Source organism: Wolbachia endosymbiont (group B) of Melanostoma mellinum, from assembly GCF_947251465.1.
GTDB lineage: Bacteria > Pseudomonadota > Alphaproteobacteria > Rickettsiales > Anaplasmataceae > Wolbachia.
On record NZ_OX366366.1, the window covers coordinates 1,791,723 to 1,810,448 of the forward strand.

Annotated in this window: 18 protein-coding genes and 2 pseudogenes; 6 read left to right on the forward strand and 14 right to left on the reverse strand. The window is 34.2% G+C overall.

Annotated features, from left to right (window positions below; translation table 11 throughout):
- The first annotated feature begins 35 nt into the window (after window positions 1–35).
- Window positions 36–299 (forward strand): translation initiation factor IF-1, encoded by a 264-nt coding sequence (gene infA, locus OPR42_RS08320; protein WP_052264695.1) that lies wholly within the window; start codon window positions 36–38, stop codon window positions 297–299.
- Complete coding sequence (locus OPR42_RS08325) at window positions 277–867, forward strand: Maf family nucleotide pyrophosphatase (protein ID WP_010401248.1); 591 nt, start codon at window positions 277–279, stop codon at window positions 865–867. The genes infA and OPR42_RS08325 overlap by 23 nt, the downstream gene beginning before the upstream one ends.
- Here the strand turns inward: OPR42_RS08325 and OPR42_RS08330 are convergent.
- Together OPR42_RS08330 and OPR42_RS08335 are read right to left on the reverse strand one after the other, a co-directional pair.
- Window positions 854–3,121, reverse strand: coding sequence for a hypothetical protein (locus OPR42_RS08330; protein ID WP_265042299.1), 2,268 nt, complete (start codon window positions 3,119–3,121; stop codon window positions 854–856). The genes OPR42_RS08325 and OPR42_RS08330 overlap by 14 nt on opposite strands.
- Window positions 3,122–3,501: 380 nt before the next feature.
- Window positions 3,502–4,839 carry an alanine:cation symporter family protein gene (locus OPR42_RS08335; protein ID WP_265042391.1) on the reverse strand — a complete coding sequence of 446 codons (1,338 nt, stop codon included), beginning with the start codon at window positions 4,837–4,839 and terminating at the stop codon, window positions 3,502–3,504.
- Window positions 4,840–5,226: 387 nt separating this feature from the next.
- Here OPR42_RS08335 and OPR42_RS08340 point away from each other — a divergent pair, with 387 nt between their 5' ends.
- Both OPR42_RS08340 and OPR42_RS08345 read left to right on the forward strand, forming a co-directional pair.
- Window positions 5,227–5,454 carry a hypothetical protein gene (locus OPR42_RS08340; RefSeq protein ID WP_064085506.1) on the forward strand — a complete coding sequence of 76 codons (228 nt, stop codon included), beginning with the start codon at window positions 5,227–5,229 and terminating at the stop codon, window positions 5,452–5,454.
- 75 nt (window positions 5,455–5,529) lie between these two features.
- Window positions 5,530–6,420: a hypothetical protein gene (locus OPR42_RS08345; protein ID WP_265042300.1), complete on the forward strand. Its 891-nt coding sequence runs from the start codon at window positions 5,530–5,532 to the stop codon at window positions 6,418–6,420.
- Between the two features lie 144 nt (window positions 6,421–6,564).
- On the opposite strand, the gene OPR42_RS08350 is transcribed toward OPR42_RS08345, so the two are convergent.
- The 3 genes from OPR42_RS08350 to OPR42_RS08360 all read right to left on the reverse strand — a co-directional run bounded on the left by OPR42_RS08350 (window position 6,565) and on the right by OPR42_RS08360 (window position 9,394).
- Window positions 6,565–7,068, reverse strand: a complete 504-nt coding sequence (locus tag OPR42_RS08350) for a protein-disulfide reductase DsbD domain-containing protein (protein WP_264376423.1) — start codon at window positions 7,066–7,068, stop codon at window positions 6,565–6,567.
- 287 nt (window positions 7,069–7,355) lie between these two features.
- Complete coding sequence (groL, locus tag OPR42_RS08355) at window positions 7,356–9,014, reverse strand: chaperonin GroEL (RefSeq protein ID WP_265042301.1); 1,659 nt, start codon at window positions 9,012–9,014, stop codon at window positions 7,356–7,358.
- 89 nt (window positions 9,015–9,103) lie between these two features.
- Window positions 9,104–9,394 (reverse strand): co-chaperone GroES, encoded by a 291-nt coding sequence (locus OPR42_RS08360; protein ID WP_265042302.1) that lies wholly within the window; start codon window positions 9,392–9,394, stop codon window positions 9,104–9,106.
- A 112-nt stretch (window positions 9,395–9,506) separates the two neighbouring features.
- Here OPR42_RS08360 and ygfZ point away from each other — a divergent pair, with 112 nt between their 5' ends.
- Window positions 9,507–10,304 (forward strand): CAF17-like 4Fe-4S cluster assembly/insertion protein YgfZ, encoded by a 798-nt coding sequence (gene ygfZ, locus OPR42_RS08365; RefSeq protein WP_006012580.1) that lies wholly within the window; start codon window positions 9,507–9,509, stop codon window positions 10,302–10,304.
- 268 nt (window positions 10,305–10,572) lie between these two features.
- A pseudogene (locus OPR42_RS08940) lies at window positions 10,573–11,524 on the forward strand (IS5 family transposase).
- Between the two features lie 12 nt (window positions 11,525–11,536).
- Here the strand turns inward: OPR42_RS08940 and OPR42_RS08380 are convergent.
- The 9 genes and pseudogenes from OPR42_RS08380 to OPR42_RS08415 form a co-directional block, all read right to left on the reverse strand.
- The gene (locus tag OPR42_RS08380) at window positions 11,537–12,283 is read right to left on the reverse strand and encodes a phage tail protein (protein ID WP_265042253.1); all 747 of its coding nucleotides are present in this window, start codon (window positions 12,281–12,283) and stop codon (window positions 11,537–11,539) included.
- Window positions 12,284–12,493 carry a tail protein X gene (locus OPR42_RS08385; protein ID WP_265042254.1) on the reverse strand — a complete coding sequence of 70 codons (210 nt, stop codon included), beginning with the start codon at window positions 12,491–12,493 and terminating at the stop codon, window positions 12,284–12,286. It abuts the gene before it with no gap.
- A complete protein-coding gene (locus tag OPR42_RS08390; protein ID WP_213863735.1) occupies window positions 12,490–12,846 on the reverse strand; it encodes a phage tail protein in 357 nt (118 codons plus the stop codon). Before OPR42_RS08390 ends, OPR42_RS08385 begins: the two co-directional genes overlap by 4 nt.
- Window positions 12,846–15,113: a phage tail tape measure protein gene (locus OPR42_RS08395; RefSeq protein ID WP_265042255.1), complete on the reverse strand. Its 2,268-nt coding sequence runs from the start codon at window positions 15,111–15,113 to the stop codon at window positions 12,846–12,848. The genes OPR42_RS08390 and OPR42_RS08395 overlap by 1 nt, the downstream gene beginning before the upstream one ends.
- Window positions 15,114–15,228: 115 nt before the next feature.
- Window positions 15,229–15,483 (reverse strand): phage tail assembly protein, encoded by a 255-nt coding sequence (locus OPR42_RS08400; RefSeq protein ID WP_265042256.1) that lies wholly within the window; start codon window positions 15,481–15,483, stop codon window positions 15,229–15,231.
- A 36-nt stretch (window positions 15,484–15,519) separates the two neighbouring features.
- Window positions 15,520–15,978 carry a phage major tail tube protein gene (locus OPR42_RS08405; protein WP_320157554.1) on the reverse strand — a complete coding sequence of 153 codons (459 nt, stop codon included), beginning with the start codon at window positions 15,976–15,978 and terminating at the stop codon, window positions 15,520–15,522.
- Window positions 15,979–15,987: 9 nt separating this feature from the next.
- Window positions 15,988–17,340 carry an IS66 family transposase gene (gene tnpC / locus OPR42_RS08410; protein ID WP_265042338.1) on the reverse strand — a complete coding sequence of 451 codons (1,353 nt, stop codon included), beginning with the start codon at window positions 17,338–17,340 and terminating at the stop codon, window positions 15,988–15,990.
- Between the two features lie 105 nt (window positions 17,341–17,445).
- Window positions 17,446–17,514: pseudogene (locus tag OPR42_RS08770) on the reverse strand (phage major tail tube protein); the annotation flags it as partial.
- Between the two features lie 17 nt (window positions 17,515–17,531).
- Window positions 17,532–18,713: a phage tail sheath subtilisin-like domain-containing protein gene (locus OPR42_RS08415; protein WP_265041520.1), complete on the reverse strand. Its 1,182-nt coding sequence runs from the start codon at window positions 18,711–18,713 to the stop codon at window positions 17,532–17,534.
- Between the last annotated feature and the right edge of the window lie 13 nt (window positions 18,714–18,726).

The window sequence follows — 18,726 nt, forward strand, 5'->3', positions numbered from 1 at the left end:
TAGACTGAAAAAGATTATTAAATTATAATACGACAATGATAAAAGAAGACAAATCAAAAACAATTTTTGAAGTGGAAGGGGCAGTAACTGCTTTACTACCTGCAGCAGAATTTAGAGTGAAGCTGGACAATGAACATGAGATTATCTGTCATGTATCAGGGAAAGTGAGAAGAAGTAAAATACGCATAATTATAGGCGATAGGGTGTTGGTTGAGATGAGTGTTTATGATAGGAATGCAAAAAAGGGTAGGATAATTAGAAGGCTTAAAGGTACAAGTGACAGAACGATCTCTAAATAATCTTATTCTTGCTTCATCATCGAAAAGGCGTATAGCTTTACTAAAACAAATAAATATTGAGCCAGGTTTAATTTTGCCAGCAGACATAGATGAAGTTCCTTTAAAAAAGGAACTTCCAAGAGATTACTCAATCCGTATGGCAAAAAGTAAAGCTGAGAAAACACAAAGTTCAAATCCAAATTACTTTGTGCTTGGTGTTGATACAGTTGTTGCTTGTGGTAGAAGGATACTGCTCAAAGCTGAAAACGTTGAGCAAGCAGAAAAATGCGTTCGCTTGTTATCAGGAAGAAGGCATAGAGTATACACCAGTGTGTGTTTATTAACTCCTGATCAATCTAAACAGCATATTAGGACTGTAGTTACAATAGTGAAATTTAAGCGTCTCAGCGAACAAGAAATTAAATATTATTTAGCATCAGAAGAGTGGAAAAACAGGGCAGGGGGGTGCAACATACAAGGTCTTGCAGGAATGTTTGTATTATTTTTACGTGGCTCATACTCTTCTGTAATAGGGTTACCATTACATGAAACCCATTGCTTGCTAAGTAATTACTTTAACCTATACTAATACCATTGTCCTTTTTTTGTTTTTCTTCAGCAATAAGTTTAGCCCAGATTCTATTTCTATTTGCTAATGCAATTCTATTGCGATCAGGACTATCATTGCGTTCTGTTAAAGTATCTTTTCTTTCCTCTTCTACTATTCCAGCTTTCAGTTGTGCTGCATCTTTTTCTAGCAATTTATATAGTTCGCTATTTTTGTCTATAGTCAGATTAGTATTATCATTTTCTTGTTCTGCTTCTTGTTCTGCCACTTTTCTTTCTAATAACTTACGTACAGGGTCATATTTTTTACCTTCTTTTATTTCTTTCAACATACTTTCTGAGAATAAATCTTTAGTAGCCTGGTGTGAAGGTTCTCTCAATCCTTTATTCAATTTTTCCAATGTATCTTTTGGTTCAATGGTTTCTAATCTCTTCTCTAATTGCTCAGAATTGACCTGAAAATTATAGTGGCTAGTGTAAGTTGGAGATGAGTAACCTGAGTCGTTTATTTCTTTCTCCGCTGCATTGTCTTTTAGCAATCCAGCTGCTAATAAATGTTCTTTTGTTTGCCCACTCATTTTCTTTTGATTTACTGGTTTTAGCAGGAATTTCTGAGTTTCTTTATCCAACTTACTGGTAAATTCCGTAAGTAGGGTATCATCTCTTTGTTCAACATTCATTAGACTCGCTTTTAACTGTCCAGAATTTACTCGAGATTTTTCATGATTAGAGTGAGTTGGAGATGAATAGCCCGAATCGTTTGTTTTTATGTCTGTTAAGCTGTATTCTAGCGATTCATTTTCTTGTAATTTATCTTCGGTTTCTTTTTGTTTATCGTTTCCTCTTTCTTCGTTTTCCTTAGTGCTAAGATAATCTTTTTCTTGTTTATAATCTGATTGAGGATTTGAAAGCGTTATATACTCATCTTCGTTATCGCTCCAACCATCTTCGAAGTCAGAAAATTCTTCATCATACTCACTTTCACTACGTAATAACTCATTTTTTGCTTTCCATGCAAGAATCGAAGCTACATCATTTAGTGGTTGCTTATTTCCAGTATTGCGTGATTCTTTAGCGTTTTCATACTTAAATGCATCTTTAACTTTTTTGAATGCAACGTCTTGTACTGGTGCAGCGCTTTCAGTAGTTGTAGGATCAAAAATTGCACCTTTTTGCCGATTATTAGATATTTGCTCACTTTCATCTGATTTTCGGCTTCCAGGTACAGCATGTCCAAATGTAGCAAATGTAGGATTGTCATACCGTTCATCCTCTTGTGTATTATCTTGATTGTAGATTACAGACTTGGTGAAAATAGTACTGCTTGAAGAAGCATCAGAATATGGAGAATTGTAGTTATTTCTACTATTAATCCGTATTGGCTGATACTCATCTTTTTTCTGATTATTAGGTAATGAACTAGCTCTAGGTGGAAGTGACGGTGGAATCTTTTTAGCAGATGCGTTATTAGAATTTGTAGTGCTAGTCGTTACATGCTTAAACTCAACTTCTTGATCTTGAGTAGCTTGAACGCCAATACCTTTACTAATATCACTTTCTATGAAAGTTTCAGATGATTGTTGTTTCTCTTGTTCTTGTCCTTTCTCCTTGAATTGTATTTGATATAGGAATAAGCCACCTATTTTTACATCTGTGTTTGCTTTTAATTGTTCCTCAGTAACACCATTACGTTCAGTTAGATCTACACCATCTTTATCAATCTTGATTTTGATAGTACATTTTTTTCCATTTTTGTCATGCCAATTCAAAGTCATTTCATATGAACCATCGGTTACAACATAATGCCTTATTCTTTTCTCTCCTTCTTCGGCAACAAAACCGTGCATTCCGCTCTTTCCATCACTATGCAGCGTTGAAAATCCCGAAATTCCTTTCTTCTGACAAAAGTCACTATTTAAAAACTCGCTGATTTTAAACTCTTTTTTGTCATCTCCCAGTGTAATACTTGCGTGATCGCCATATATTGAAACTCCTGCGATATCATCAACATACTCTTTTAACCTTGCTTTAACTTCACTTTCAAGCTTTTGTTCGGCTTTCTTTATCTTGTTCTGCTCTGGAAGAATAACTTCATAAGCTTTATTTTTGTCTTCATCTATCTCCAAATTCCAGATGGGGTGCTTTATTAGAAACTTTACTGCATTAAAACCAACTCTGGAATTATAAATTGGGTCGTCTTCCTTTTTTATTTCATCGAATAAAGTAAAAAATCCTCGAATGAATTCATGATATTGTTGTGTGCTTTGAGTATTCATATTTTCCCTCACTAATAACCCTCTGCCTTTTAGCCTTAGCTAGTACAATTATTACGGGAATTGATTTAGTTTTTATTAAAGAAGTTGTATTGCTAACGTGATGACATGAGCTATTTTATGTTCACATCAAGCAATTTAAGTTTTCATTCCAGTCTGGAATCTAGATTTTTCTAGACTTGATCCTATAGTCAAATTCATAACTACAAACGTTATAATATAAGAGTAATTTTCACCAAAAAGTATGTCATTCTAGTAGCTGACACTGGGATCCAGTCGCACTCAGTTAGTGAGCATAAAATTATTATGTTAAAACATAACATTTTTGATGAAGTTCATGAAAGGCTGGATTCCAGACTGGGATGACAACTTAAAATATTGCTTTAGCTCTGTTTTTGCAACTTCAAGTATTTGCTACTCATAGTAAATACTTCTGGATCTTGAGAAGTGAGCTTGAGTATAGCAAGTATGTTAATAAAAAGCAAAGCAGCAATCGAGATATCAGCTATATCCCAGAGTAACTTAACTCCACCAATTGCACCAAATGGAATGATTAAGGTAAAAACTACAGTCCAGATTTTGGTGTATTTATTATCCATAGATACATAGCGTATTGTTTGTTTTGAACAAAAAAACCAAGTAAAAATAGTAGTAAATGCAAAGCAAAACATTATGGTCATAATAAAATAGTCAATATAGGGCCAATTCATAGCTTTTCTAAAAGCAAATATGCACATGTTAGTGCTCTCTAAATCAGTAATCCAAGAATCTGTGACAAGCAGTACCATTGTTGTAATGAATACTATGAGTGCAACTATAAAAGGAGATATTATTGTGATTAGACTCTGTTCAATGATAAATTTATTGTTATTTTTTTTAGGAGTAATCGAGGAGTGTACAATTCCTTCGAGGCCAAGTCCTATATCTGTTGCAAAAATACCTCGCAAAGTTCCAACTTGAATAATAGTCAACATTTCTAAAATTAAACCTAAAGATAAACCAGAGTTAAAGCTACTAGTTGTAAAAAAACTGCTTGTTATTAATTTTAGAGAAGGAAGGATATTTTCACTAAACTTAAATAATATTATACCGCAAAGTGTAAGGTAACTCACCGTCATTATCGGTATCATAGCCGATATAAAAATTTTAATTTTTTTTAAGCTGAGAGCTGCAACAACAAAAAATATTATGGCCATTACAATGCCGCCAATAACTACAGGTACATCTACCATGCTGAGTGGTATTGATAGAGAATTTACCTGAACAAGATTACCAACTGTTATTGAAACTATTACCATAACAATTAGAAACACAACTGTAGCTTTTCTAGAGTTAAATGCATCAGCCATGTAGGCTACAGGTCCACCTATAAACCGTCCATTTTTTTCTTTTCTGGTTTTTATACTTAGGTAACAAGTAACATATTTTATCACAGAAGTAACAACAATAATGATTGCCATCCATAAAATGGATCCCGGTCCTCCGGTTTTTAGAGCAACAGCAGTTCCTGAAATATTTCCTACTCCTAAATTTCCCCCTAAGATTGTAAACAGAGCAGCTATAGAAGAAAATTTATTTTCTCCTCTTTTAGCTCCAATAAGTGAAAGGGCATACGTTAGTCTAAATATCTGCAACCATTTTAGTTTAACCGATAGGTAAACACCAGCAACTAGTATGAGTAGTATTGTTGGCAGTAATAAAACAAACTTTACTGTATCCATCTGTAAAAGAGAGATTTTTACTTGAGTATATAGCAAAAGTTGAAAAATACCTAACCTATTTTCTATGTATGACTTCGGTTCCATTATTCTAGCACCTCTTATCTTGTCATACCAATCACAACTGTATGAACATTGTAATATGGTACAATGTTAAAACAATGTCATTCCAGACTGGAATCCAGAAAATGAACAATGGATCATAGTTTTAGCTACTCGGATGATAAGAAAAGGATACTTGAATGACAAGAAAGGGGACACTAGAAAGAAATGGGTGTCATTCCAGTGCTTGACACTGGGATGGCTTTGTTGCATCACTCAAGAGAAAAGAACTGGCAGTTACTGACAAAATTCATTATAGAATAGCCATTTAACCATTGAAGAAAAAATATGCCACAGCAAATGAAAGTCAGTAACTGCAATGAATATAACAAATTTCTCCAAGAAAGAGGAAATATTTTTCATTTAGGCAAGGTGTTGATAAGAAGTTTAAGCTACAAGAGCATTAAATACACTGATGAAGTACGAGAATATCTAAATCACATATTGAAGCAACATTCAACAAGTGTAGATGGAGCACAAGCACAATCTTTAGCAGGTGAAAAGAAACAACTATAGTTTTTGTTATTGTTTAGTGTTGACCTAGAAGGTCAACACTGATATACCTCTATATAATTTAATGTGTGGAGGTATATGTTAGATAATCCTAAAGGTCTAATTAAAACTGACCTGAATCAAAATACAAATGAAAATTTTTATTTACGTGCAAAGGATAAGTTCTTTAAAAATGTAAGCCCAGGTAGCAAAATATCTGTAGATTCTGGAGATAAGAACGAAGAAGTTAGTATTGATGATGATGAAGTGTGGTTTAAACACTTTTCTACTGTGGTTCCTAGTGAAGAAGGACAGGAAAAGTATAGATATGAAGTTAATGGCAGATATGAATACAAATATGCTAATAAGTACGATAGCAAAAATATTGTAGGCAAAATTGCTAACAAAATTGCACAAGATGTAATTGAAAGTATAAAAGACAATACTTTAGAATATATAGGAATTAAAGAAAGTAGAAAGAAAGGTAAGATTAAGCCTGCACTCAGAATTATGCTTGGTGATTCTACAAAATCAATAAATGTGGTTGATGTTTTAAATAGTGATCTATGCAGAAAATATGGTGTAGATGGAATTACATTATTACTGCCTAGTAAAAGCAAGTGTGAAACAAGGGGAATACGCTGCAGAGTTGATGAGAATGGAGTAAGAATTTATGAAGTAGCTAATGGCTCATATTATATGAATTTAAATTGGTATGTTGAGGGGAAAGAGTGTAAAATGAAAATTAGCATTAGCGATAATGGTTCTGTAGAGTTTATTGAAAGCAATGGTGTTACTTGGGATCAATTAGCTGCACATAAAGAAGTAAAAGTAGGAAGACAATATGAAGCGAAGACTTTATATGAAGCATTGTCATATTTAAAGCGAGAAGGCTCTGAAGTAATAAAAGGATTTTATCCTTCAACAAGTGTGGAAAGCATACAAATTACTACAGGAGTTAATAAGCAAGCAGCTCTTTCAAAGTTATAATTTTCGTTATTGATTGAAATGAAGCCTTTTGGGGACCAAAAGGCTTCATGATCGAAATTTTTGAAAAGATCTTTATTGGAAAATTCAGGGACAGGAATAACATTTTTAAGCTATCGTATAACTATCACTTGCTCGCTGGGAGCTCTATTTTTCATACCACTCATTTATGAGTTTATTGATATCAGAATCTATAAAATCCTTTAGTGGTTGACTGGTTTTTATCTCGGCATTTTTAGGGATACACCTATCTTTACATATTGCGTACTTTATATGAAAGTTAATATCAGCGTATTCCTGATTTGGAATGATATTGTTTTTAAAGGGAAATAACACCATATCTTCATATATGTTACTAACAAATGTAACTTCCCCAACTTTATCTTCATGTTCCTTGGGAGTAGGCCAATGAATATCTATATTTGATATGTTACCCTGACAGTCAAAGGAAGTAGGAAGGCCGAAATCTCCAGGGTCTTTGTAATATATATGCCAACCTGGTTTTATTGTAACCTTTATTGCGCCTTCAATGGTAAGGTTTGCTTTATTTACCTTACCAATGAGCAGATCAAATTTTGCAACTTCTTCTTCAGCGCACAATTGAGTGCAAGAAAAAAGTAAAAGTAGGATTGAGTATATACGTATTTTCATAAATACTCTATTTATGAAGAAAATAATTTAAGTTCTATCTATTATAATAAAAATATTATATAAATCATTTGTTAATATAATATTATGCTAATACAAATATAGTAGCAATTATAACTTTCATATATTATTTTTTTATTTTTAAGCAGTTATAATATTAAAGAGACGTAACAAATATAAATAGTAGTGGCTTTGCATAGAAAGTCACAAATTTATTTCCTTTATAAATGTAAGACTTTTTAGAACTAGAAAGATACCTTGGAGCAAGTTGCTCCAAGGCTCTTGTTTACTTAGAATCCACCCATTCCGCCCATTGCTCCTGCACCTATAGGTGATGAAGCATTTTCTTCTTTGTTTGGTAGATCAACTATCATAGATTCAGTAGTAATAAGTGCGCTTGCTACAGACACTGCCGTTTCAAAAGCAATACGAACTACTTTTGCCGGATCAATTACACCAGCTGTTGATGCATTAGCGTAGTTCATAGCCTCAACGTTGTATATAAGCTCTTTATCATTCTGCTTAATCAAATAGTCAATTATAACAGCAGATTCAAGACCAGCATTTTTAACCAATCTTTTGATTGGAGCACTGAGAACTTTTTTGACAATGTTGATACCTATTTGCTCTTCATCGCTTGAAGCTTTTAGCTTATCAAGAGCAGATGCAGCGTAAAGAAGTGCAACTCCACCACCGGGAACTATACCTTCTTCAATTGCAGCTCTTGTTGCGTGAAGTGCATCTTCAACTCTATCTCTGCGTTCTTTTACTTCTACTTCGGTTGCTCCACCAACTTTGAGCACAGCAACGCCGCCTGATAATTTCGCTAAACGCTCTCTCAGCTTTTCTTTATCATAATCAGAGGTTGAAGTTTCAATCTGAGATTTAATCTGGTTAACTCTAGCATCTACTCTGTTTTTTTTATCAGAGTCGCTGTCTTCACTAACAATTGTGGTATTGTCTTTAGTGATTTTAACATTTTTGGCAGTACCAAGATCTTCAAGAGTCAAATCTTCCATCTTGATTCCAAGCTCATCTTTTATGACATACTTAGCACCTGTTAAAGCTGCTATATCTTCGAGCATCTCCTTTCTCCTATCACCAAAACCTGGAGCTTTTACTGCAGCAACTTTTAGACCACGTAATTTGTTGATCACTAAAGTGCTTAATGCTTCACCTTCAACATCTTCTGCAATGATAAACAAAGGTTTACCAGACTTAAAAATAGCCTCAAGAATAGGAAGTAAAGGTTGAATAATATTAAGTTTTTTTTCTGTAATCAGCAAATATGGATCATCAAGTTCCACGCTCATCTTTTCATTATTTGTAACAAAGTATGGAGAGAGATAACCACGGTCAAACTGCATACCAGTTGTATGTTCAACTTCTAATTCTTTTGAACCCTTACTCTCTTCAACAGTGATGACGCCTTCTTTTCCAACCTTTTTAACAGCATCAGCAATGCTATTACCAATATCTTTATCACCATTTGCAGAAATTATTGCAACTTGTGCAACTTCATCCATTTTCTCTAAAGAAATTGTGCGAGACATTGATGTAATCTCCTTTAATATCACATCTTTTGCCTTCTGTATTCCATTTTTGATACAAATACGATCATTTCCAGCTGCAATTGACTTTGAAGCTTCCATTATCATATTGCTAGTCAGTATTGAGCATGTTGTGGTACCATCACCAACTTTGTCATTACACTGAGAAGCACTTTGAGCAATGGTGCTTACTATCGCAGAGTGTAATGGTTTTTCAGGCTTTATACCTTTCATTACCTTATAGCCATCCTTTGTGACCTCTGGTCCACCATATGGCTTGCTAATTCCTACTGTATTTCCCCTAGGCCCTGCAGTTGCTCCCACCGTTGAGTCAACCATTGCTGCAACTTCACGAAAGGCTTCTTGCAACTGTTCGCCTGATACTACTATGTTAGCCATTTTTATCACTCCTTAAATTAATAAAAAATTTAGAATATTAAAATACATAATGCACTATATAGCGCATTAGTTTAGTAAAATAGGAATACCTACTTGATAACAGCAAGTAGGTCTGACTCCTTCATCACGACATACTTTTCATTATCATGCTCTACTTCTGTCCCAGCCCACTGCCTGTAGAAAACCTTATCACCAGTTTTTACAGTTAAAGCTATACGCTCTCCGCTTGAGTTGAGTGAACCACTACCAATTGCTATAACTTCACCTTTAGTAGGCTTCTTTTCAGCACTTGATGGTAGTACAATTCCACCTTGTTTTTCTTCAGTAATAGGCTTTATTAGCACGTTATCATCTAATACATTCAAATTTACACTTGACATTTATGTTTCCTCATTAATAGATTAACCTACAATTCTATGTAGTCATCTAAAGGTTACATTTCAAGGGTTGGAGTTAGTAAAAGTGTATAATTAAGGTTTGAACAGAAGTTTTATGGGTTACATACCGCTAGCAAACCGTAGTCTAATATCTTTATACGGACCAGATACGAGAGATTTTCTTCAGGGTGTTATAACAAATGATATTAATAAACTAAGTAGCCAGCAGGCAATTTACTCTTTATTACTCAACCCTCAGGGAAAATATCTGTACGATTTTTTCCTCATTGAGCATGATAAATATATTTATTTGGAGTGTGAAAATGCCCATCTACAGCAAATAATTGAAAAATTAGACTTGCTCAAAACTTACCTTAGAGTGAGGATTAAAGACATTAGTTCACTATATAAGGTTGGAGTTTTGTTTGATGCTAAGTTGGCGAAGTGTAGTAGTAAGTCACAAGTTATTTTTCAAGATCCAAGGCACAAGCTGCTAGGAATGAGGATCATACATGAAGATGAAATAAAAGAACCGGTTGGAGATTTTATTCAGTATGAAAAAGTTAGAATTAAAAACCTTGTCCCAGATGGAGCAAAAGATATGGTGCAAAATTCATCATTTCCGCTGCAATATTTAATCGATAAGATAAATGGTATAAGCTTTAATAAAGGGTGCTATATAGGTCAGGAAGTTGTAAATCGAATGAGCAGACAAGAAAAATTCAGAAGGAAACTTTACCTTGTTGAGGGAAAAAATGCACTTCCAAATATTGGCACTAAAGTAATCAGTGAACATAATGAAGAAGTAGGAGAACTACGCTCTAGTGTCGACAATATTGGACTTGCATTGCTTAATACTGGAAAAAGCCACGCAAATTTATATGTCGGTGGAGTTAGCATTAAGACGTTATAAAATATCTATTCGGGTAAAAGCACCTTTTTCTTGTTTGAATGTTTGTGATACTAGTTAAATTCTTGACTTTCTTGCTTAAATGTATAATAATTAAAGTATTAGTGTTTTTATAAATATTATGGCTATTAGAAAAGAAGAGCTTTTATTCTGGATGGCTTTGTTGCATAGCTAGTGTTGGTTGAGGTTATTGTAAGAAGAAAAGCTTTTTAATATATGGCTACTAACGCATTTTGTTGTAAAATAGGCATTTTTCAAACAAGTACAACTTATGCCACAAAAAATGAGAGTAAGTAACCAAAGAGAATATAACGAGTTTCTCAAAAAAAGAGGAAATGTTTTTCATTTTGTTAATCAAGCCATAGAAAATTGGTATGAAAATAGTCCAAAAGTTGCAGGTGGCAATAACACTTATAGTGATAAAGTTGTAATTTTAATACACATAATAGTTCATCTTTTTAGAATTGGCTTGAGACAAGCTGTAGGTTTTGTAAAAGGTTATATGGTGCAAATAGGCAAAAAACTTAAGATTATCAGCTATACACAAGCTTCCAGAAGATTTAAAAAGCTTAATTTGAAGATTGATGACCATAGAAGCAATAAAGATGATCTGGAAAATGTTGAAATTGCCGTAGATAGCACTAGAGTTAGTATCTACAATAATAACGGTGGGCATAGTAAGCTTAATATTCGAAAAAGAAAATACAGTGGTTATGGTCAAGTAAGAAAATTACATGTTGTTTTAAACATAAATGATAAGAAAGCAATAAGCATCTAGTGGTGTTGCTGTAGACTATTTGCCGGTCTGCGATATGTTAGAAGAAGTCAGTGATAAATATAACATTTGTTCTATTCGAGCAGATGCGGCTTATGATATAAAAAGTGTGTATAAAGAATGCAGAAAATACAATATTGTGCCTATTATTCGCCCTAGGAAGGATACTAAAATTTGTTTAGCTGACTACTTATCAGAAAGAAACAAGTATGTTAGTAGAATTAGGTCATATGAGAATTATGAAGATGGTATTAATGAATGGAAGAAAAAAGTTAAGTATGGAGCACGGTCTTATATTGAAGTCTTTTTCTATAGGTTGAAGCAAATATTTGGGTTTGGCTTGAAAAATAAATCAGAGGTAAATCGTGAAAAAGAGCTGTTAATTAAGTGCTACTTATTGAACAAATTTACTGATATAGGTATGGCTGAATTTAAATTAGCTGCGTAAATTCACTGTGATTTACATGCCTATCAGTGCTATGCAACAAAGCCACTCTGCATTTGAGTAAAGTTCCAGCATAATATAACTTGGTTCACCGCTACCAACTGTTTCTTTAATAGTTTCACCTTTTTCATAGCTATGCCATTTTGCTACTACTGAATTATACTTATCACGTACGGTAAAATGCACTTTCCAATTAATTGTGTCTTGAGGTCTAATAGTCGTTGTTCCTAAAGCTTTTCCTGTGGCTGATTTTGCCATATTCTTTGAAATAAACAATATATACCCACCAGCTAATTTTGCCATTGCTTCACACTCTGTTGCGATCTTTGTTAACAGACTTATATCACTTTCATCTGCCTGATTAATATGGGGTATCAATACATTCTTAAATTCCTCAGCAACTTTATGTCCATATCCATGTTTTTGAGCTATTTCTTTCACTAAGTTTTCTATGGTAATTTGATGCCATTCTTTTGATACCTTTGCTTTTAAAGATATTCTTAAATTTGTTGCATGAGCTTTTATTAGTAGAGTTTTAGGTGGGCCTTGTATAGTAACTTCGTTGACTGTATATATACCCATTGGAAAGATTCCCGTTTCCTTATAACCTAGTACTATGTTCAATTCATTTGGAACTTCTACATTTTCATTGCCATAATCAACGCATACCTCTGCAACATCATCTATAGTACCAGATTCATCAGTAAGATGCACCGATATTACAGGATCTTTTATTCCTTCAATGCTAAATTCAGGTTTCATTTATTCCCACACTTTTAACTTCGATTTTTTTAATTGCTCTTGTATTCTAGGTAACCTGATCTTTAATCCTGTAGGCAAAAAACTTCCATGTTCTGCAAGGCCTGGATTTTTAAGCAATACTTCCTCTACTGCTCCAGAGCTATATCCATAGTGCTTAAAACATATGTAATCTAACATTTCATTTTCTCGGGTTATATAATGTACTGTCATACATAACTCCTTAAACTTAAGCTAAATTCAACCTTTTTTGGTAATCCACAGGGAAAATACGACATTTGCTTTTCTTCTAACCGCACAATAACAAATCTTCCCAAAACATTTCCTAAACTATCTACTAAGATACTTGGTTCCTGATTTTTCTCAGCTTCTTTCATACTTTTTAATTGATTTAAATCATTGAGATTATGGAAATAAATTATTCCTTCTAAGTCTATATTTTCTGTACCTTGGCCAATATTTTGTAATGAAGGTATTTTACCAATAGACTCAATTGTACTCCAACGATTTTCTTTACTATACCTTACACTTGTTGGAGAAAACTTATGTTGACCAAGTGATAGCATTAGTAAATTGGTTCTATTGAATCAAATAGAACGTCTCGCGATTTTTCTCTTATTCTTTTTATTACTGCATCAGCAAGACTACGTACATCTTGGTTAGGTTCTGCTTTTATACTTATATTAAATGTAAAAGTTTGATTGAAAATTTTTTGTTCACACTTTTCACAGTCTTTTAAAACTTTCTCTGAATTATCTCCTGCAGAACTTTTTTCTGTAATCACACTTTCAATATTCGTTCTACTATTCGAAATTCCACTAAAAGCATTATTATTTAATAAAGGATTTCCTTTACTAAAAACATTTCTATTTTCACTAGTTGCACTGCCTATTTTTGCTTCTACTGGTTTCTTTAATGCTTTTATTGGACTATCATTAAACAATTTTTCTACACTAATCCAATTTTCTATAGGTTTTGTCACTGATTTCCAGATACTTGAGAAAAAGTTCTTTACCTTTTGCCAATTAGCGATTACAAGCGCTGCACCAATTGATAGTCCAGCAATAGCAGCTCCTATAGGATTGGTTAGCGTTAAAGCTTTCAGTCCCATGATCACTGCTGGAATTACTCGAGCTGATAACGAAGTTAATACTGGCAAAAGTGTTCCCTGCAAAATAGCCTTAAAAGTTAATATTCCACCTCCAGCCAATGCAAATGCATAACCAAAACCTACCACTGTAATCTTACCAATAATAAGAGCTGAAATTATGCTCATAACTCCTGTAGTCAAAATTGGACACTTCTCTGCGAACCAAGCTATACCTATAGATATAGACCTCAAAATCTTACTTATCCAATTTAAAGGAGGTAGCACAACTGACCCTAAGTTCATTCCTAGCTCTGCTATTGTATTTTTGAGTAGCTGCAAATTATTTGCTGTAGTACTTGCACGGTTATTAAATTCCTTTTGCATAGATTTATTATACTTTTCTTTATCAGTCACAAAACCTATTGCTTTTTTATATTCTTCCAAACTCCCAACTATCAATGCAATATCATCTTGATATTCTTGACCGAAGAGGTTGAGAAGAATTTGAGAACGTTCCTGTTTATCTATTTTCTCTAAAGTTTTAAAAAAGTAGAGTAATGCTTCTTGACCGTTTTGAGCAACTTTTTGTGACATCTCTTCTGCAGTTATGCCTATGGATTCCAATGCTGCTTTAAATTCTTTGCCTTGCCCTTCAGCAGTTTGAAGTTTGCTAAGTAGAGCATTTATAGCAGTAGCAGCTTTTGCTGGTTGTTTACCTAAACTAACGAAGGCATTTACTAAACTACTTGTTTTCTTGATATCAAGACCAAATTGTTTTGCAGTACCACCAACTATTGCTAGAGCTTCAACCATATCTTTTGCTTTGGCAGCAGTGTTATCTGATAAGTGATTGATTACATTACCAACATGCTCCATTTCACTAACATCAATTCCATAAACATTAGAGAGTTTAGCTATGGAATCACCAGCTTGTTCGGCAGACATGTCAAATGCTGTGGCCATTTTAGCTACTGTTGTGGTAAATTCAAGTAGCTTATTTTTGTCAATACCAAGTTGACCACCACTTGCAGCTATTTGTGCTAACTCTGCAGCCGATAATGGTATTTCACGAGATAACTTCTTTAATTTTTGAGCAAATTCATTAGCTTCGTTTGTCCCTTCTTGAAAGCCTACTACTTTCTTAACATCAGCCATAGCACTTTCAAAGTCAATAGCAACTTTAATTGGCGTTGCAAGCGAAAGTCCTAGTCCTATAGTCTCCATTACTTGTGATCTATAATGCGCTTTTTTTGCCAAAGCATTTTGCTGTTTTTGTATTACAGATCCTAATTTATTGTATTTCCCTTTGAGTACTTCAATAGATGAACCAAGTTTAGTTTGATCCCTCACTAAAGATTTAATATCCTTTCCACTTTTCCTTATTTCTTCATTTAATGTGTGAAGTGCATCTCTCTTTTTAATATAAGCCTCTTTTGCCTTTGATGCCGATGCTTTCAATTTTTCGAATTCATTTCTCAGTGCTTTGCTTGGTTCTTTTTTTTCCTTCTTCTCTTTAGCGATTGCTGTAGCTGATTCTTTTGCTTTCTTCTCCGCTTCCTTCCAATTCTTCATGGCTTCAAGAGCATCATGATTTAATTGCTTAAATTTGGAGACTGATTTCATTGACGAATCAAGCTGCTTTATACTATCACCCAACTTAGAAAGCTTTGCTGCACTACCTTTCATTGCACTATTAAAACTGCCATCTAATGTTGCACCGATCTTTATTGAAAGCATTGACATTTTTTTGCCACTCCTTTACTTATTTCTATCCAGGATAAAAATTCATTTACATCCATATTAGTAATCTGCTCAATTCCACTTCCTGAAATAGAACTGAGTAGTAATACATTATACTTTAAGTTCTCTGTTCCAGCGGCGACAAAAAATCTTTTAGTACCTTTTGTATTTCTACATAATCTTTAATACATAAATCTTCAACTACTTCTTTTGGCACAGATGCTAGATTAGCAATTAAAGCTACCTCTTTCAAAGCTTCGCCTTCTATGCGTTCTATAGCAAGTAAATCTCTTACTTTAGGTTCACGCATCGATAACTCTGAGACAGAGATACTATCAACTGTTATTGATTCACTAAGTGTAATTGTTTTCATATTTTCCTCTAAAAAAATAAAATTTCAAATAAGTTTTCATATTCCTAAAACCGTTTGCAGCAAGGCCATTTGATCAACACCATTTATCTTTCTTATCATATTTTCAGCATCGATCTCTATCAGTTCATTACCACCTATGGTAAGTTTATAGTAATGAGCAGCTACAGTACACTTCAGCGTTGCTTTTTCAGCAGGTTTCCAGTTACCAAAATCAAATTCTTTGAATATTCCTCTGAGGTTGATAATTACTCCTTCAATATCATTGCTACCACTTCCTTGCATTCCTCCACGAAGCGTTAAAGAAACCGAGTTTCCATTTATCAAGCCAAATAGCCGAAAGAGTTCTGTATCGTATTCAGAAAAAGTGAAATCTGCTTCAAGCTTCTCCATGCCCATATCAATATTTATTGGAATATCCATACCACCAGCACGGTACTCCTCTGTTTTTATGGTAAGCTTCGGCAAAGTTATTTCATCTATTTTGTATCCGTTCAGAGGTGTGGTTTAAGAAACAACAGCTAGCAGGTTTTGAAAAGGGTTTAATTCCTTTTGTTTCCAAGTCAGATACAACGAAATTATCCGCTCAAGAAATCTATTCCCTCGCTCTGACTGTGCAAAATATGAATTCTTACGATAGACAACATAATGCCGTATCTGTCGCTCAACATGGTTATTCGTTAATGGAATATTCTCTGGGTCATCCAAAAATGTCCACATCATTGACTCGGATTTTATAATACCCTTTACCGTTCGTGAAGCTCCTTTTGCTTCAAGTATATAAGATATTTTTATCATGCAGTACTGTATGTATCTTCGTAATTCTTTAGCTTGCTTAGTGAACTTTGAAATACTAATTTCATTTTCTGACAAAGCGTTTTTTAATACAAACAATCCATTAGCTGCGTCTTTTAAACAATGGCTAAGTCTCATTACTTCACTATTCCAACTATGAGATAACCTCTCGAAATTTCTCAATAAGTGAGCCCAACAAATTTGTCGTTTTTCATCACTGAAGTGGTTGTAAACTGCATATCTGTCAGTAATTACCAGGTTTTTGTAATCACAAAATGCACTATTCTTTAAAAATTTCATTCCTCTTGTATCTGCTAACTTCATAAGACTTGCTTTATTGTTGGCAAACATCCAGCACCATCCCAATTTGCCTTTGTTGTAGTGACTGGTTTCATCAATATGCAAAATTTCGCTTGCTTTTATTTCTTCCTCTATTTGTTCATAGGCTTCTTTACATTTTGACGAAACCCTTGCTTCACTATTGGACACACTACCAACACTTATACTCATGTTAAAGATGTCTTTCATAATATTCGCTATTTCTCGCTTTGAATTCTTATAAAACCCACTTAGTGATGCAACTACTGACTTAACTCTAGGACCAAAGGTATCCGGTGTAACTCCTTCTGGTAATTTGCTACTCCTTCTTTTTCCGCATTTACGACAGCGACCATGTTCTAATTGATACTCAACTACGTAAGGCTTAATTTCTGGTAAATCAACTTTTTGATAGACATATGGTTTTTCCGATATTGCGATTTCTTCACCACACTCGCATCTATTTGGTAACTCTACCTTCACCACCTCATCTGCTTCCATTTTAGCTCGGCAATTCCCCTTATGTCCAACTTGACCACCTATCTTCCTGCCGCCCTCTGACTTATCTTCTGGTGTGTCTTTTTTTATTTTGTACAGCTCTTTTGAACTTGGTAAAGATGAATTCCTTGAGTTTAAGCCGAGTCTCTCTCTTAGTTCAGCATTCTCTATTTCTAAGATTTTATTTTTTTCTTCAAGCTTTGCTACTTTCTGCTCTAAGTTTTTACATAACTCTACAATACTGATCAACAATTGAAGCATCTAGCCTTACTTTACTATCAACATTTTGTGTTATTACTACTTTAATATATTATGTCAATTGTTTTTTATCCTTGCCACACCTCTGAACGGATACTCTATTTTTCCTGCATAGCCTCTACCATCAACAAATACGTTAAAATTTCTCAGTATTTTCGGTAACATTTGTTTTTCTCCTTTTCTTACAGTACTTCGCTATTGATCAAGTGTGATCTAAAAGTAATCTGTTCTGCCGGATACGGTGGTGTAAATTCAAAGTCAAAATATACTTTTCCACTTGCAATGTTTGCCGGCGTATTGAGTTCTGGGGTTGCATAACATCTTCCACTGATAATCGCTCCTTGGGCTTTTAAATTAGCCAAATAAGAATTCACCCCCTCAATTACATCATCTATATAAGTTTTGGTGATATTGCGATCAACTGCCCATAAATGAGCTCGAAGTAAACTATCATTGATTAAATCTGCAGTCCTTCTCACTGATAAAAAAGCCCATTTTGAGTCATTTGAACATGTTCTATTTCCCCAAAGCCTATAGCCATTTTGATGAATTATCGTTGTTACTTCATTTTCATTCAAGTGGTTTGCTCTACAATTTGTATTACCGAGCGTAAAATCAATAGGCCTGCTTGTTCCAACAATACCATTTATCTCTTTGTTTGAAGGTGAATGCCAAAATCCTTGCTCACTATCTACTTTCGCTATTAAACCAGCTACAAATGGGCTTACTGGCAAAATTTCTTCTTTTCCTTCAATAAATACCTTAACCCAAGGATCAACTACGTACACTCTTGAGCTGCCTACACTTTTTCTCCATTTTATTACTTCTTCATCATTGGTATTTGATCCATCTGCTACTATTATTGCTCTTAGCTTTTCTGCTATAGGAATTAAAGCGCTAACCACTGGATTTCCAGCATCTCCAGATAATTGATGAGTAAACTGAGGTGCAATTAGTATTCTTGGCGCAACATGAACTATGCTTTCACTACTGAGGAATGCCTCTATCCCTTGATACTCTCCAGTTTCTTTATCAACACCGCCAATTATATTCTTCAGCGTCTCTTCTTCTTTTAATTTTGGATCGCTGTTTTCACTTTCCTCAACTCGAATAACTACTACTGTTGCGCCAATTTGGGAAAATACTCCATTTACTGCAGAAGGTAAACTGCCACTCTTTCCAAGCTTTGCTGCTTCTTTTAAGCTTCCTGCAATTAACACTGGTTTATTTAGCGGAAATTTTTGCTCATCGGCTTCAGGAGCAGTACCAATTACACCTATCACTGATGACTTAGCCGTACGTACTACCCTTGCTCCAGAGGTTACCTCTATAACATTTACTCCGTGTAAAAATTCTTCTGTCATTTTTTCCTTTGTA